The 13,903-nt window shown below is 66.9% G+C and carries 15 protein-coding genes; 4 read left to right on the plus strand and 11 right to left on the minus strand.

Annotated elements, in window-relative coordinates; genetic code table 11:
* Positions 1-2 precede the first annotated feature (2 nt).
* The 8 genes from ACTXG5_RS20485 to ACTXG5_RS20520 all read right to left on the minus strand — a co-directional run bounded on the left by ACTXG5_RS20485 (position 3) and on the right by ACTXG5_RS20520 (position 6,491).
* Positions 3-926, minus strand: a complete 924-nt coding sequence (locus tag ACTXG5_RS20485; protein WP_445160531.1) for an NAD kinase — start codon at positions 924-926, stop codon at positions 3-5.
* On the minus strand, positions 923-1,732 hold the full coding sequence (locus ACTXG5_RS20490; RefSeq protein ID WP_445160532.1) for a TlyA family RNA methyltransferase: 810 nt from the start codon (positions 1,730-1,732) through the stop codon (positions 923-925). The genes ACTXG5_RS20485 and ACTXG5_RS20490 overlap by 4 nt, the downstream gene beginning before the upstream one ends.
* Before the next feature lie 8 nt (positions 1,733-1,740).
* Positions 1,741-1,926: a hypothetical protein gene (locus tag ACTXG5_RS20495; RefSeq protein ID WP_445160533.1), complete on the minus strand. Its 186-nt coding sequence runs from the start codon at positions 1,924-1,926 to the stop codon at positions 1,741-1,743.
* A gap of 23 nt (positions 1,927-1,949) precedes the next feature.
* Positions 1,950-2,987, minus strand: coding sequence for an HAD-IIA family hydrolase (locus ACTXG5_RS20500; protein WP_445160534.1), 1,038 nt, complete (start codon positions 2,985-2,987; stop codon positions 1,950-1,952).
* Positions 2,988-3,005: 18 nt separating this feature from the next.
* The gene (locus ACTXG5_RS20505) at positions 3,006-3,761 is read right to left on the minus strand and encodes a hypothetical protein (protein ID WP_445160535.1); all 756 of its coding nucleotides are present in this window, start codon (positions 3,759-3,761) and stop codon (positions 3,006-3,008) included.
* A gap of 67 nt (positions 3,762-3,828) precedes the next feature.
* A complete protein-coding gene (locus tag ACTXG5_RS20510; RefSeq protein ID WP_445164520.1) occupies positions 3,829-4,203 on the minus strand; it encodes a DUF732 domain-containing protein in 375 nt (124 codons plus the stop codon).
* A gap of 396 nt (positions 4,204-4,599) precedes the next feature.
* Entirely contained in the window at positions 4,600-5,868 is a 1,269-nt protein-coding gene (gene tyrS / locus ACTXG5_RS20515) for a tyrosine--tRNA ligase (RefSeq protein ID WP_445160536.1), read from the minus strand.
* Between the two features lie 11 nt (positions 5,869-5,879).
* Complete coding sequence (locus ACTXG5_RS20520) at positions 5,880-6,491, minus strand: DNA-3-methyladenine glycosylase (RefSeq protein ID WP_445160537.1); 612 nt, start codon at positions 6,489-6,491, stop codon at positions 5,880-5,882.
* A 68-nt stretch (positions 6,492-6,559) separates the two neighbouring features.
* Between ACTXG5_RS20520 and ACTXG5_RS20525 the strand changes: the two genes are divergently transcribed.
* The 4 genes from ACTXG5_RS20525 to ACTXG5_RS20540 all read left to right on the plus strand — a co-directional run bounded on the left by ACTXG5_RS20525 (position 6,560) and on the right by ACTXG5_RS20540 (position 10,109).
* Positions 6,560-7,828: an ammonium transporter gene (locus ACTXG5_RS20525; RefSeq protein ID WP_445160538.1), complete on the plus strand. Its 1,269-nt coding sequence runs from the start codon at positions 6,560-6,562 to the stop codon at positions 7,826-7,828.
* Between the two features lie 127 nt (positions 7,829-7,955).
* On the plus strand, positions 7,956-8,732 hold the full coding sequence (locus ACTXG5_RS20530; protein ID WP_445160539.1) for an ABC transporter ATP-binding protein: 777 nt from the start codon (positions 7,956-7,958) through the stop codon (positions 8,730-8,732).
* The gene (locus tag ACTXG5_RS20535; RefSeq protein WP_445160540.1) at positions 8,729-9,484 is read left to right on the plus strand and encodes an ABC transporter permease; all 756 of its coding nucleotides are present in this window, start codon (positions 8,729-8,731) and stop codon (positions 9,482-9,484) included. Before ACTXG5_RS20530 ends, ACTXG5_RS20535 begins: the two co-directional genes overlap by 4 nt.
* A gap of 1 nt (position 9,485) precedes the next feature.
* Complete coding sequence (locus ACTXG5_RS20540; RefSeq protein WP_445160541.1) at positions 9,486-10,109, plus strand: TetR/AcrR family transcriptional regulator; 624 nt, start codon at positions 9,486-9,488, stop codon at positions 10,107-10,109.
* Here the strand turns inward: ACTXG5_RS20540 and ACTXG5_RS20545 are convergent.
* From ACTXG5_RS20545 to ACTXG5_RS20555, 3 genes are all read right to left on the minus strand, one after another.
* Positions 10,075-10,290: a Trm112 family protein gene (locus ACTXG5_RS20545; protein ID WP_445160542.1), complete on the minus strand. Its 216-nt coding sequence runs from the start codon at positions 10,288-10,290 to the stop codon at positions 10,075-10,077. The two genes, ACTXG5_RS20540 and ACTXG5_RS20545, sit on opposite strands and share 35 nt — an antisense overlap.
* Complete coding sequence (locus ACTXG5_RS20550; RefSeq protein ID WP_445164521.1) at positions 10,283-13,249, minus strand: acyl-CoA synthetase; 2,967 nt, start codon at positions 13,247-13,249, stop codon at positions 10,283-10,285. The genes ACTXG5_RS20545 and ACTXG5_RS20550 overlap by 8 nt, the downstream gene beginning before the upstream one ends.
* Before the next feature lie 196 nt (positions 13,250-13,445).
* Positions 13,446-13,892: an SRPBCC family protein gene (locus ACTXG5_RS20555; protein ID WP_445160543.1), complete on the minus strand. Its 447-nt coding sequence runs from the start codon at positions 13,890-13,892 to the stop codon at positions 13,446-13,448.
* Positions 13,893-13,903: the final 11 nt, after the last annotated feature.

A 13,903-nucleotide genomic window follows, 5' to 3' on the forward strand; every position in this document is an offset into this window, starting at 1 on the left:
CCCTACTTTCCGCGCCAACCGGTCACGGGCAACCGGAACTTCCGCACCAAGCGGTCGGTGAAAGGTGCGCTGTCCAGGCGTGCCCATTTCACCGCTGTGCCGCAACGTTTCACCTCGATCCGTCCGCCGGCCGGTAACAGCATTTCGCGGCGGCCGTCGCAGAACACCAGGGCGTCGTTGCCACTTGCCTCGATCTCGATCGCGATGACGGCGTCCGGGCTGGTGACCATCGGCCGGCCGAAGAGTGCGTGAGCGTTGTTGGGCACCACCAGGATTGCCTCGAGATCCGGCCACAGCACCGGGCCGCCCGCGGAGAACGCGTAGGCGGTCGATCCGGTCGGCGTCGACACCAACACCCCGTCACACCCGAAGGTCGACACCGGTCGTCCTTCGATTTCGACGACCACTCCCAGCACACCCAACCGCGGGCCCTTTTCCAGGCTGGCTTCGTTGAGCGCCCAGCCCTGATCGATGATGCGTCCACGGTGGCGCACCGCGACATCGAGCGTGAGACGCTCCTCCACGCGGTAGTTCTGCGCGATCACATGATCCAGCACCCTGTCGATGGCCTCCGCTTCGGCCTCGGCCAGAAAGCCGATGCGGCCCAGGTTGACGCCCAGCACCGGAATACCTGCGTTGCGGGCAAGTTCTGCCGCCCGTAAGAACGTGCCGTCGCCGCCGAGCACCAGTACTAGTTCGCAGCCTTCCGCGGCGTCGGAATCGGCATCGACGACCTGGATTTCGACGCCCATCTCCCGTACGTCGTCGGGAGACAGCTGTAGCGATCCCCTGTCGACCGCCTCGGCGGACAGCACGCGAAGTGCAATACCTTTGTCGCCCAACACTTTCTGGACGCGTCGCGCAGTCTCGGCGGCATCCTCGCGTCCGGTGTGCACGACCAGCAAGATGGTGCGCTCGGCCGTCATTGCGGGCCCTCGCCTACCGCGCGCCGGACCGCGTCGACCAGCCCATCGGACGAGAGCCGCCGATCGGTTTCGGCGCGCAGCCACAGGAAGTATTCGACATTGCCCGACGGTCCCGGTAGCGGACTGGCCGTGACATCGACGGTGTGCCAGCCCAACTCTCCGGCACGTGTCGCGACGGCCAGCACCGAATCGGCGCGCAACCCGGGGTCGTGCACAACCCCGCCGGCACCGACTTGGCCCTTCCCCACTTCAAACTGCGGCTTCACCATGGGAACGATATCCGCGCCGGGGCACGCGCAACCAGCCAGCGCGGGCAATACGGTTGACAGCGAGATAAACGACAGGTCAGCCACGACGAGGTCGACGCGCCCACCGATCGCCTCGGGTGACAGCTCGCGCGCGTTGGTCCGCTCGACGACGATCACCCGCGGGTCGGAGCGCAACGACCAGGCCAGCTGGCCGTAGCCCACGTCGGCCGCCACGACTTCGGCGGCCCCGCGATCCAACAGGACTTCGGTGAAGCCGCCGGTCGACGCACCGGCGTCCAGGCAGCGCCGGCCCGCGACCGGGATCCCAAAAGCGTCCAGTGCACCGATGAGTTTGTGCGCCCCGCGCGACACCCACCGACGCTCGTCATCGTCGGCGACGGTCAGGGCCGCGCTGACGGCGACGGCGGTGGCGGCCTTGACCGCGGGCATGCCGTCGATGCTGACCTTCCCGGCGCCGATCAACTCGGCGGCCTGCTGACGAGATCGCGCGAGGCCGCGCCGCACCAGCTCGGCGTCAACGCGGGCGCGTCGTGCCATGCCCGCACTCAGCCCTTCTCCGCCGACTCCAGCGCAGCCAGCAGCACGTCATGTGCCTCGGAAAGCTTGCGTGCTATCTCTTCGAGCTCGGCGAGTGACGGCCCGTTTTCCCGGCTTTCCGGGTCAGCCGGGTCGGGCAGCTGCGCTACCAGGGCGTCGATGTCGGCGCGTATCTGATCAGGATCGATATTCATTGCGGTTCTACGGTAGTCAACCGCTAGTCCCCGTGCACCAGAGACCAGCGCTCGAGCGCGTCGCGGGCCCGGTCGTCGGTGGCCCGGACGCGCACCGGCTGCCCCTGGAAATCGGAGCACTGGGCACCCCACACCGCGCTGGCGACGGCGCGCACGATCGACAGCCCGTCCCCGTCCCCGGCCCCGCCCTGTTCAAAGGCGCCGTTGGCCCCGACCGTGACGAAACCATCTCCGACCTCGACCGCCCAGTCGGCCTGCGGTCCGACCGCGAGCAGATTGCTCTCCTGGAGCAACGCGCGGAGGTCGTGGCCGATATAGGTGGGCCGCTGCGCGGGTTCGGCGTACACCGCGTCTCGCGCGGTGCTCACCCCGGTCAGCACCATCAGGCTGGGGAACTTGGCCGCATTGGCGCCCTCGATGTCGGTGTCCAACCGGTCGCCGATCACCAACGGCACGCGATAGTCGCCGCGCGCGACCGCATCGTTGAGCAGCGTCGGGGCGGGTTTCCCGGCCACCTTGGGTTCGGCGCCGGTCGCGGCCCGCAGCGCGGCCACCAGGGATCCGTTGCCGGGCAGCAGGCCCCGCTCGGTGGGCAGCGTGGGATCGACGTTGGCCGCCACCCACAATGCGCCGGCGCGGATGGCCAACGCGGCCTCGGCAAGATCGGGCCAGCCGATGGTCATCGAGAGGCCTTGGACGACGGCGACGGGGTTGTCGTCGTAACTGCGCACCGGACGCAGTCCGACGGCGGCGATTTCGTTGGCCAGCGAGTCGGTGCCCACGATCAGCACGGGCGAATCCGGCGGCAGCTCATCGGAAAGCAGGTGGGCGGCACTTTGCGCGCTGGTGACGACGTCGTCGGCGTCGGCGGTGAAGCCCAGGTCACGCAGGTGCGCCGCTACTTCGTCGGCGCTGCGGGAGGCGTTGTTGGTGACGAACAGCTTGCGGCTGTGCACCTCGTCCAGCGTCTGCACCGCGCCGTCGGTGGGACGATGGCCGCGAAACACCGTCCCGTCCAGGTCGATCAGCAGGCAATCGTATTCCTGCGCAATGGATTTCACTTAATCGATCCCACCAATTCAGCCCAGCTCGCCGGCCCGGTCTTCGGCGTCGGTGACGCCTTCGACATCGGCGGCCGCGGAGCGCAAGAACCATTGCAGCGCTTCGGCGTCACGCCCGAGCGCCAGCAAGGTGTCGGCGTAGGCGTAGAACAACCGGGCGGCCGTCGAACCGGTGCGGCTCGGGTCCAGTTGCGGCGTGGACAACACAGTCAGCGCCTGGTCGAGCTGCCCGAGATCGGAACGGGCGCCGGCGACCACGATGCGCAGTTCGTCGGCGCCGTCTCCGCTGAGTTGGGCCGCCTCCTCGCCGCGTGCCAGTTCGATCGCCCGCTCCGGACGGCCAAGGCCGCGTTCGCAATCCGCGATCAGCGCAAGCAACGAGGACTTGCTGCCCATCCTGCGGGCGGCGCGTAATTCGGCCAGTGCCTGCGCCCAATCGCCCGAGCGGTAGGCGGCGATTCCGACGGCTTCGCGAATCGCCGCGATTCTGCTGGACTTGGCCCGCGCGGCACGGGCGTGGTTCAGGGCGGCTTCCGGGTCTTCGTCCATCAGCTCACCCGCGGCGACCAGGTGGCGCGCCACCGCGTCGGCGGTAATGCGGTCCAAGGTGCTCAGTTCGCCGCGAATTTCGGGTGCCAGCTGTTTGGCGTCCACCCCGGGCGGTATCGCGGGCCCGTTGTCCGCTCCGCGGTCACGGTCGCCGCCGCTATTGCCGCGCGGCTGGGCCGGGCGCGGCCGTCGTTCGCCGTTGTGACGCTGTCTGTCGTCGGCCACTCGTGTCGTTCACCTCGATTGTTCCCGTCCTCCTGAAGAGGATACGGGCACCCAGATGGGGGTCTCGCTACGCCTTGAACCGGTCCGGTATCAACGGCGCGATCATCGAGGGACAGAAGGCCCCGATCGCCAGGATTGTGAATATGCCCGCATTCTTCTCGGTCATTCCGTTGCCGGTGGCCATGTCCGAGACGACCGAGTCGAACGACCCACCCGGCTGGACCAGCATCGGGCAGACCTGCTGGCCCTCGGCCAGCGTCGTTGCCGGTTGGGTGACGGCAATGCCGGCATTGGTCAGGGCCGACAGGAAGGCATTGCCCGCCATGTCGGCGCGGATCGGGGGCGCCATCGTCGCGGCAGCGGCAACCAAACTCGCGGTCAACGCCACAAACCCGAGGGCCTTCGCCTGTCCGCCGACCTGCAAGGTCCGCTGGTACACCATTGATTGCGCCGTCATCTCTCGCTTCTCGTCGATCGTTCGGTGCAACTGCGCAAAATCACTGTGACTACAGTGGCCAACCAGTGTCACGTTTAGGGCACGGCAAGGTAAAGGTTTGCCCACCACCGCGTTTTGCGGGAACTCCTTGACAGCTTCGGGTGGAATATGCCCCGGCGCAAGCACTTCAACGCTGGCCGTGCCGCCTCACCAGGCTGCGCTGTCCCCCGAACGGGGGACACGAGATATCCACCCCCAATTCCACCGTTCGTGGGATAGCGACAAGCCGCAAACCAGCGAAAAATGGTTGTTACGCGGGGATCTCGTCGCTCCTTCCAACGAGACTTACCCTTCTCGAACTTCGGCTTCCCCTGTCGAAAGACGAGATCCCCGCTTAGACCTTTATCCACTCACCTTTTCGATGCCGGCGATGTTGCGCTTACCGCGACGCAAAACCAGCCACCGCCCGTAGAGGAAATCCGAGGCCTGCGGCGCCCATTCGTCGCTGTCGACCCGAACGTTGTTGACCGACACGCCGCCTTCGCCGATCGTGCGTCGCGCGGCGCCCTTGCTGGCCGACAGACCGCTGGCCACCAACAGGTCGATAATCCCGTTCGGGCCACCGGGTTTGAGCTCGGCGACCGACGTCTCCCGCAACGCGGCCGACAGCGTCGCCTCGTCGAGGCGGTCCAGCTCGCCTTGACCGAAGAGCGCCCGGCTCGCGTGCTCGACGGCCGCGGTGGCTTCCTCGCCGTGCACCAGGACCGTGAGTTCGGTCGCGAGACGGCGTTGGGCGGCACGTTGTTGCGGACGATCGGCGGTGGCCTGTTCCAGCTCGGCCAGCTCGTCGGCAGACAAGAAGGTGAACCACCGCAGGTAGCGGATCACGTCGGCGTCGGCGGTGTTGACGAAGTACTGGAACCAGGCATAGGGGCTGGTCAGCTGCGGGTCCAGCCACAGGTTGCCGCCGCCGGTCGATTTGCCGAACTTGGTACCGTCGGCGGCGGTCACCAACGGGACCGTGAGTGCATGCACCGTCGCGCCCAGCTTCTGGCGGACCAGGCGAACCCCGGCGATGATGTTGCCCCACTGATCCGAGCCGCCGATCTGCAGCGCGCAGCCGTGGCGCTGGTGCAGCTCGACGTAGTCGTTGGCCTGCAGCAGCATGTAGCTGAACTCCGTGTAGGAGATCCCGTCGCCTTCCAGCCGCCGCCGGATGGTGTCGCGATCCAGCATCACGTTGACCGAGAAGTGCTTGCCGAGATCCCGCAGGAACTCGATCGCCGACATCTGGCCCGTCCAGTCGAGGTTGTTGGCGACGATCGCGCCCGTGAGCGAGTCATCGAAGTCGACGAAGCGTTCCAGCTGGCCGCGAATGCGCTCGGTCCATTCGGCGACCGTGTCGGCCTCGTGGAGGCTGCGCTCGCCGACCTCACGCGGATCCCCGATCATGCCGGTAGCGCCGCCCGCGAGCACGATGGGACGGTGGCCGGCCCGCTGAAAGCGCCGCAGCGCCAGCAGCGGCACCAGATGCCCCGCATGCAAGCTCGGCGCGGTGGGGTCGAAGCCGGCGTACACCGTCACCGGTCCGCGTTGCACTTCGGCGGCCAGGGCGTCGAGGTCGGTGGACTGCGCGATCAGCCCACGCCAGCCCAGCTCGTCGAGGATCATGGGGTAAAAGGCTAGTCGCTGGCGCCCGGGGCAGGTGCCCGCGGACTTCGCCGATACGCCGAGACTTCCGGTCGACCGGCAAGCCACAGTCGCCACGGCCGGTCGGCGGCCTGGCTGACCCCAACGCGTGGACCCGCCACCGCGCCATTCACCGCATTCAGCGTCAGCCTCACCGCGCCGTCAGGCTCGAACAGGTCAATCCCGTTGTCGGACATCGTAATTCCCAACGCCGAGCACAGGTTCCCGGGACCACGCGCCAGCGCGATGCCGCGGACCGCCTCGCCGCGCCGGGCCTGGGCGACGTCGGCGCCGTCCTCGATTATGGCGGCGCGCAGCAGGACCGCGGCGGCCGTGCCGTCGGGTCCGCACGAGACATTGGCGCACACGTGGATCCCGTGGCTGCGGTAGGTGTACAGGCGCCCCGGGGGCCCGAACATCACGCCGTTGCGGCCGCTGCGACCCCGGTAGGAGTGCGCCGCCGCGTCCGGCCAGGGGCCGTCGGGAACCCCTCCGTAGGCCTCGACCTCGACGACGATCCCGGTCACGCCCCGTCCGGTGAGGGTGGCGCCCAGCAACCGATGCGCGGCCTCGACCGGATCGACTGAGAGCTGCCCTGCAGACACCCAGCGAACCTACCGGGACCACGAACATGGCAATATCCCGGTTGCCGCGTGGCAAAGGAGCCCAAAAAATGCATGCGATCGACCCCGCCGCCACCGCGTGGCTGCTGGCCAGTACCGCGCTGGTCCTGTTGATGACCCCCGGCCTGGCGATCTTCTATGGCGGCATGGTCCGCACCACCGGGGTGCTCAACATGATCATGATGAGCTTCATCTCGATCCCGCTCGTCACCGTGGCGTGGCTGCTGATCGGCTACACCCTCGCGTTCTCCGAAGGCGGGACGGGCGGGTTCATCGGCGGCCTCAGCCACATCGGCATGCTCGGCATCAACCCCGACACCACGCACGGCACCGTTCCCGAACTGCTCTATGCCACCTTCCAATTGACGTTCGCGATCATCACCGCCGCCCTGGTCAGCGGCGCGATCGCCGACCGCGCCAAGTTCGCCGCCTGGATGGTGTTCGTCCCGGTATGGACGATCGCCGTGTATTCGGTTGTCGCGCACTGGGTGTGGGGTCCCGACGGTTGGCTGGCCAAGATGGGCGTGCTCGACTACGCGGGCGGCCTCGTCGTCGAGATTGTCTCCGGCTCCTCGGCGCTGGCTCTGGCGCTGGTGCTCGGACCCCGCATCGGCTTCAAGAAAGACGCGATGCGGCCGCACAACCTGCCGTTGGTCTTGCTCGGGGTCGGCCTGCTGTGGTTCGGCTGGTTCGGGTTCAACGCCGGTTCCGCCTTGGCCGCCAACGGAACTGCCGCGGCTATCTTCCTCAACACGCTCGTCGCGGGCTGCCTCGGCATGCTCGGCTGGCTCGCGGTCGAACAGACCCGCGACGGCAGGCCCACGACGTTCGGTGCGGCATCCGGCGTGGTCGCGGGCCTCGTCGCGATCACCCCGTCGTGCGGCACCGTCAATACGCTCGGGGCGGCGATCGTCGGCCTCGCGGCCGGTATCGTGTGCTCGTTCGCGATCAGCGCGAAATTCCGCTTCAACTATGACGATTCGCTCGATGTGGTCGGTGTGCACTTCGTCGGGGGCGTTGTCGGCGTGTCCTTGATCGGGCTGCTGGCGACGGCGGTCATGACGTCGGGTCCGCAAGGCCTCTTCTACGGGGGCGGCTTCACCCAACTGGGCAAACAGGCGCTCGCGATTGTGGTCGTCGCCCTCTACGCGTTCACGGTGTCCTTCGTTCTCGCGAAGGTGATCGATCGAGTGATGGGCTTCCGGCTCAGCGCGGAGGACGAGACCACCGGTGTCGACTTCACCCAACACGCCGAAACGGCCTACGCCGAAGGCGTCCAGGGGCATCTGCCGCTGCGCCGCCCCGGCACCCAAAGCTGACTAACCGCGAGACTGCGCCTACCGACGCATTTGACGAGTAAACGCGTCGCCAGGTGCAGTCTCGCGACGCCCTTGACTGTTCGGCGCCGCCCTTGACAGCTGCACCCTAACGGCGGATATTCATCACATGATGATTTCATCTCGCGATGAATTAATTCCCGACAGCGCCGAGCCGGCCGTCGACATCAAGCACCTGCGGGTTATCCGCGGTAAGCGCCCCGCCCTGCACGACTTCTCGGTGCAGATGGCCAGGGGCAGCATCACCGGCCTGCTCGGCCCGTCGGGGTGCGGCAAGACCACGCTGATTCGGTGCATCGTCGGAACACAGATCGTGACGTCGGGCACGGTCGTCGTGCTCGGCAAGCCGGCCGGGTGCGCCGAGCTGCGCCACCGCGTCGGTTACCTGCCGCAAGACCCGACCATTTACAACGACCTGCGGATCGTCGACAACGTTCGCTACTTCGCGGCCCTCTACGGCTTCGACAGCCAGGCCGCCGATGCCGCGATCGAGCGCGTCGGGCTGACCGATCACCGGACCGCGTTCTGCGCCAACCTCTCCGGCGGCCAGCGCACCAGGGTTTCGCTGGCATGCGCGTTGGTCTGCCAGCCCGATCTGCTGGTTCTCGACGAGCCCACCGTCGGGCTAGACCCCGTGTTGCGTGCGGACCTTTGGGAGCAGTTCACCGATCTCGCCCGCGCCGGAACCACCTTGCTGGTCTCCAGTCATGTGATGGACGAAGCCGACCACTGCGGCGATCTGTTGCTGATGCGCGATGGGAACCTGGTCGCCCACACCACGCCGACCCAACTACGAGAGGACACCGGATGCACGTCACTGGAGGACGCGTTTCTGTCCATCATCAAGCGCAACATCATGCAGGACGCCGGCCCCAAGGCAGGATGAGCCTCAAGGGGTACATCGCAACCACCACGCGGATTCTGCGCCAGCTGGTCGCCGATCACCGCAGTGTCGCGATGATCCTCGCGGTACCGGTCCTGGTTATCACGTTGATGTACTTCATGTTTCACAATGCGCGGCATCTCCCCGGCACGCCGTCACCGTTCAACAATGCCTGCCTGATCCTACTCGGCCTTTTCCCGCTGTTCGTGATGTTCATCATCACGGCGATCACCATGCAGCGCGAACGTGCGTCGGGGACATTGGAGCGGATTCTGACCACTCCCCTGCGCCGGCTCGACCTGCTGGTCGCCTACGGCACCGCCTTCTCGATCGCCGCCGCGGCGCAAGCGACGGTGGCGTGCACCGTGGCGTTCTGGTTCCTCGGCTTCGACACCGCGGGCAGCTGGGTTTGGGTGTTCGTGATCGCGATCGTCAACGCGGTGCTGGGTGTCGGCCTCGGCCTGCTGTGTAGTGCCTTCGCCCGCACCGAGTTTCAGGCCGTGCAGTTCATCCCGCTGGTGATGGTGCCGCAATTGCTGCTGGCCGGCATCATCGTCCCGCGAGTACTGATGCCAGACTGGCTGCAATGGATCAGCAATGTCATGCCGGCCAGCTACGCGCTGGAAGCTCTGCAGCAGGTGAATTCGCATACCGAACTGACCGGTGTCGCGATGCGCGACATCGTCGTCGTGGCGGGTTCCGCGTTCACGGCGCTGTGCCTGGCGGCGGCGACACTGCGGCGCCGGACGTCATGACGTGACGGCCGCCAACACCGGGCGCCGGCGGCCCGGGCGGCCGACCGGAAGCTCCGACACCCGGGATCGTATCCTGTCCTGTGCACGAGAACTGTTTGCACGCAATGGGATTGACCGCACATCGATACGGGCCGTGGCCGCGGGAGCGGGAGTCGACGCCGCGCTGGTGCATCACTACTTCGGCACCAAGAAGCAGCTGTTCGCCGCCGCGATCCACATGCCGATCGATCCCATGACGGTGCTGGTACCGATGCGGGAGGTGCCAATCGAAGAGCTCGGCTTCAAGCTGCCGTCGGTGCTGCTACCCATCTGGGATTCCGAACTGGGTGCGGGTTTGATCGCGACACTGCGATCACTGCTCGCCGGCCCCGACGTGAGCTTGGCGCGTTCCTTCCTGCAGGAGATCGTCACCGCCGAAGTGGCTCCACGCGTTGACAATCCACCGGGAACGGGGATGATCCGCGCTCAGTTCTTTGCGTCGCAGTTAATGGGCGTGGTCATGGCTCGCTACATCGTGCAGGTCGAGCCGTTCGCGTCGCTGCCGTCCGAGCAGATCGTGGCGACCATCGGGCCGAACCTGCAGCGCTATCTCACCGGGGATCTGCCGGACGGCCTTTCGCCGTGAGGCGGGTGTGCTCGTCCTCGTCAACGTCGCGCGCCTCGTCGATCAGCAGCACCGGGATGCCGTCCTCGATTCGGTAAGCGCGACGCAGTCGCGGGTTGTAAAGCAGCTCGTCATCCACGAGCAGCAGCGGACCCCGGTCTTCGGGGCAGACCAGGATGCTCAGCAGTGAATCGTCAAGCATCGGTGTCTCGATGCTTGCCGCTCAGCTCGGACCGCACCCCCGGCGTCAGCCGGCGGTACTGATTGCTGCCCGTGTCCAAATGCCATGACTGCCGTCCGGATTTGGGAATCCCGGCGGCCCGCAGCGCACTGACGGTCGGTCGGTACGTCGCGCTCAACGTCAACTCCGACACCACGTGGACCATGTCGGGCCCGAGACCGATGGGCATGTTGGCGAAAGCCTCGGTCAAGTCGGCGGCCGTGATGGTTGCGCCGGGCCGCAGTGTCACCGCGGACACCGCCACCTCCTGATCGCCAACGGGCACGTTATAGGTCACCGCGAGGTCGACGCCGTTGATCAGGCCCAGTGCGTCGGTCACCGGCTCCGAATAGACCAACCCGCGCGCGGTGTGGACCACCGATCCGCGCCGGCCCATCAACCAGAAGTCGCCATCCTCGTCGCGGCGGAACAGGTACTCCGTGGAGATCCAGGTGTCGCCAGGTGCGAACACCCCACGTTTGACCGACGCGGTGGGATCGATCGGCCCGTTGGACTGAGCCAGCAGCACCCCGACCTGGTTCACGTCGGCGACCTCCACGAAGCCCCGCTCGTCTTCCAGGATCAGGTCCTGTTCGGTGTCATAGGCACCGAGCTCGACACGTCCGGCGCCGGGCAGCGGCCGGCCCTTGCTGCCGATCTTGACGCCGGCCACGTTCGCCAGCACCGCTTGTCCGTCGGTGGTGGCGAAGAACTCGACGACGTGAGCGGGCGCGAACGCATCGACGACGCGCCCCCACAGCCCGGTCGGCATACCCGAGCCGATGAACAGCCGCACCGGATGATTGCCGTGCAGGACAAATGCCGGATCGTCGACGACGTCACGCAGCATCGCCCAGGTGTAGGACACCACGGTGACGCCGTACTGCCGTATCTCCTGTGCGAACCGGTCCGGACGCAGGCCGCGCGACAGCGCGATGCGGGTGCCGCCGACGACCGCCCCACCGAGGGCGACCAGCAGCGCGGACTCGTGGTGCAGCGGCGTCAAGCAATAGACGGTGTCTCGGCGGTCGAGGGCGGCCGTCGAGGCGGTTCCGAAGGCTGACACCGCCCACCGGTAATTGGTGATCTGCTTGGCGACCAGCTCGCCGCCGACCGCGCTGAACGCGATGAATGCCAGGTCGCGGGCCAACCCCGGGTTGGGCCGGTACCAGGCGGGCAGCTCGACGGCGTCCGGGTCGATCTGCTCCATGTCGATGACGCTGCCGTCTTCGGGCAGCTTTAGGTCGCGTCCCTCACCGCCGCCCAGCACCAGGACCTGCCCCGACCATTCGCGTGCCGCATCCAGGTTGGTGGGGTCGGTCAGAATCTCGGTGACGCGTCCGAGCCGAACCGAGGCGGCCAGATCGGTCTCCGGGTGCATCACCACGGCAACCGCGCCGAGCCGGGACAACGCGGCGATCGCGACCAGGGCGCTGGGCCGCGTCTCCATCAGGACACCCACGCGGTCGCCCTGCCGCACCCCGACGGCGATCAGGCCGCGAACGACGTTATTGATGCGCCGGTCGACGGCCTCATAGGTGTGTACGCGCCCGTCGAACAGCAGGAATTCGCCCAGCGGGGCATTGTGCGCCTGTTCGCCGATGATGCGGCCCAGCGAGATCCGGGTGTGGTCGTTGATCTGTCCCAATCGGGCCAGCCGGGGCAGCGTGCGCGCGGTCTCCACGGCCAGGGTCCGCATGGATTTGTTGGCCGCCACCACCGCGCCGGCGGCTCCGCGCGCCAGCTCGATTGCCGCCTCGGAGACCTCTCCTATGCCATGGGTGAGCCGTGAGCTCAGCGCAACGCCGCTGTCGGTGTGCTCGGCCGGCTGGTCTGCCATCAGGTCGATTGCGGCCGGCTTGTCACCACCGGTGGCGAGCCACTCCACCCAGGCGGCGACAGTGGGCCAACCCTGCTGTGCGGCTTTGGATCCGACGACCAGACCGAAATGGCCTGTCCTGATTCGGGATTCGTAGACCTCGGCGTTGGGCGCCGCCCGCCGGATGCCGCGCACGGACGCCGGCTGGCCGATGTCGTCCACCTCGCCGATAAACGCCAGCACCGGGCAGCTGATGTCGGTGAGCGTGACCATCTGCCCGTTGACGGCGAAACCGCCGGTCATCATCCGATTGTGGGCAATGAACTGCTTGAGCAGCTCGGAGATCGCCGGACCGGACCAGGCGATCCACCCCTCGCGCTCGAGGAACCTGCGCTGCTGTTCGCGGGGCAGCAACGCCTCTCGGTCGTGCAGCTGACGCACGAAGTCGACCCGTGCTTTGGCGGTCTTGAGCGGGTCGAGCATCTGAAAACCGGCGCGCGCCATCCAGCCCGGGATGGCCAGCCGGCTGAAGACGTGATCGGCCATGAAGTTGGCGACGGGTGGGCCAAAGTTTGCCGGGATGCCCATCGGCAAGGCGGCTAAGGTGTCCACCGGCGAACCGAAGGTCACGATGCTGGCGAGGGCCTTCGAACGCCGGTAGGCGGCGACCTGATAGCACCACATCCCGCCCTGCGAATACCCGACCAGGTGCACGTCGCTGCCGGTGGCGTCCTTCATGGTGTCGATGGCCTGGCTGAGTGCGACGATGTGGTCGGCCAGGTTGCGGCGCATGCCGCCCTCGACCTTGTCGGGCGAGCCGAAGTCGATGACCCAGCAATCCAGCCCGTGGGCGTGCAGGATCCCCACCGCGCCGTCCTCACGAGTGACGTCCCACATGTCGGCCGACATCATCATCGGGTGCACCAGCAGCACCGGCGGACCGACCGGCGTCTTCCCTCGACGGCTATCGGGCGGAAAGTACCGCCGCAGCTTGTACATCGGGACGCTCTCGACAATCTGCGACGGCGACGCCACGGTTCCGGTCTCCAGGCCTCCCAGCCGCAAGACCTCCAGGCCGTTCTGCGCCGTCGCGACCAGCCGTTCCACCGGTCGCGTGATCATCGACAAGTTCAGATCCACCGCTGCTCCCCACTCTCTCGACAGCTTGGACATCATGGCATACCGGCGCGCTCAGCGGTTCTGGTCAGGGTGTTTGCCCGCGCAGTGGTGCAGCCGGCTCAAAAGGGTGGCGGCTCGTCGTTGCCCGCACCCGGTGGGGCAGGTCTCGAATTGCGCGAAGAACACTTCGGCTGGCACCTCACTTAGTGCGTGTTGTGCCCTCTGCTTCGTGCGCCAGCGCCGCCGCCAGGCGTGTATACGAGGACTTCAGTGATTTCTCGATGCCGGGGATGCGCGATGATGCGCACGTCACCGTCCAGATGATGCGGCACCCGTCCGGGCCCTCGTCGATCCGAATATCACCCCGATAATCCTTGAGCGGCAAATACCACGGAAACGATGCGGCATAAGCCTGGTGATGTGGTCGCGTGCCGTCGACGATCCGGTCGCGGATAACCATCAGCCCGAACCGCATCCGCCTAACACCACCCTTTTCCGTGTCAGGCTCTCCGCGCCGCTCCCAGGATGCGGCCGACACCGTTGGCATGAACTCCGACCAACGCTCGACATCCATCAGTAGGTCATATATCGCTGCAGGCTTCGCACTCGACAGTTGTTCGACTCGGCACGACAGAGATCCAGTCATGCTGCGAAAGC

The organism is Mycobacterium sp. Dal123C01 (genome assembly GCF_052566995.1).

Coding starts and splice junctions, on each gene's coding strand:
- ACTXG5_RS20545 (WP_445160542.1), bottom strand. CDS start 10,290: ATGCTTGACGATTCACTGCTGAGCATCCTGGTCTGCCCCGAAGACCGG.
- ACTXG5_RS20535 (WP_445160540.1), top strand. CDS start 8,729: ATGAGCCTCAAGGGGTACATCGCAACCACCACGCGGATTCTGCGCCAG.
- ACTXG5_RS20485 (WP_445160531.1), bottom strand. CDS start 926: ATGACGGCCGAGCGCACCATCTTGCTGGTCGTGCACACCGGACGCGAG.
- ACTXG5_RS20550 (WP_445164521.1), bottom strand. CDS start 13,249: ATGATCACGCGACCGGTGGAACGGCTGGTCGCGACGGCGCAGAACGGC.
- tyrS (WP_445160536.1), bottom strand. CDS start 5,868: ATGATCCTCGACGAGCTGGGCTGGCGTGGGCTGATCGCGCAGTCCACC.
- ACTXG5_RS20530 (WP_445160539.1), top strand. CDS start 7,956: ATGATGATTTCATCTCGCGATGAATTAATTCCCGACAGCGCCGAGCCG.
- ACTXG5_RS20490 (WP_445160532.1), bottom strand. CDS start 1,732: ATGGCACGACGCGCCCGCGTTGACGCCGAGCTGGTGCGGCGCGGCCTC.
- ACTXG5_RS20555 (WP_445160543.1), bottom strand. CDS start 13,892: ATGACTGGATCTCTGTCGTGCCGAGTCGAACAACTGTCGAGTGCGAAG.
- ACTXG5_RS20510 (WP_445164520.1), bottom strand. CDS start 4,203: ATGGTGTACCAGCGGACCTTGCAGGTCGGCGGACAGGCGAAGGCCCTC.
- ACTXG5_RS20495 (WP_445160533.1), bottom strand. CDS start 1,926: ATGAATATCGATCCTGATCAGATACGCGCCGACATCGACGCCCTGGTA.
- ACTXG5_RS20525 (WP_445160538.1), top strand. CDS start 6,560: ATGCATGCGATCGACCCCGCCGCCACCGCGTGGCTGCTGGCCAGTACC.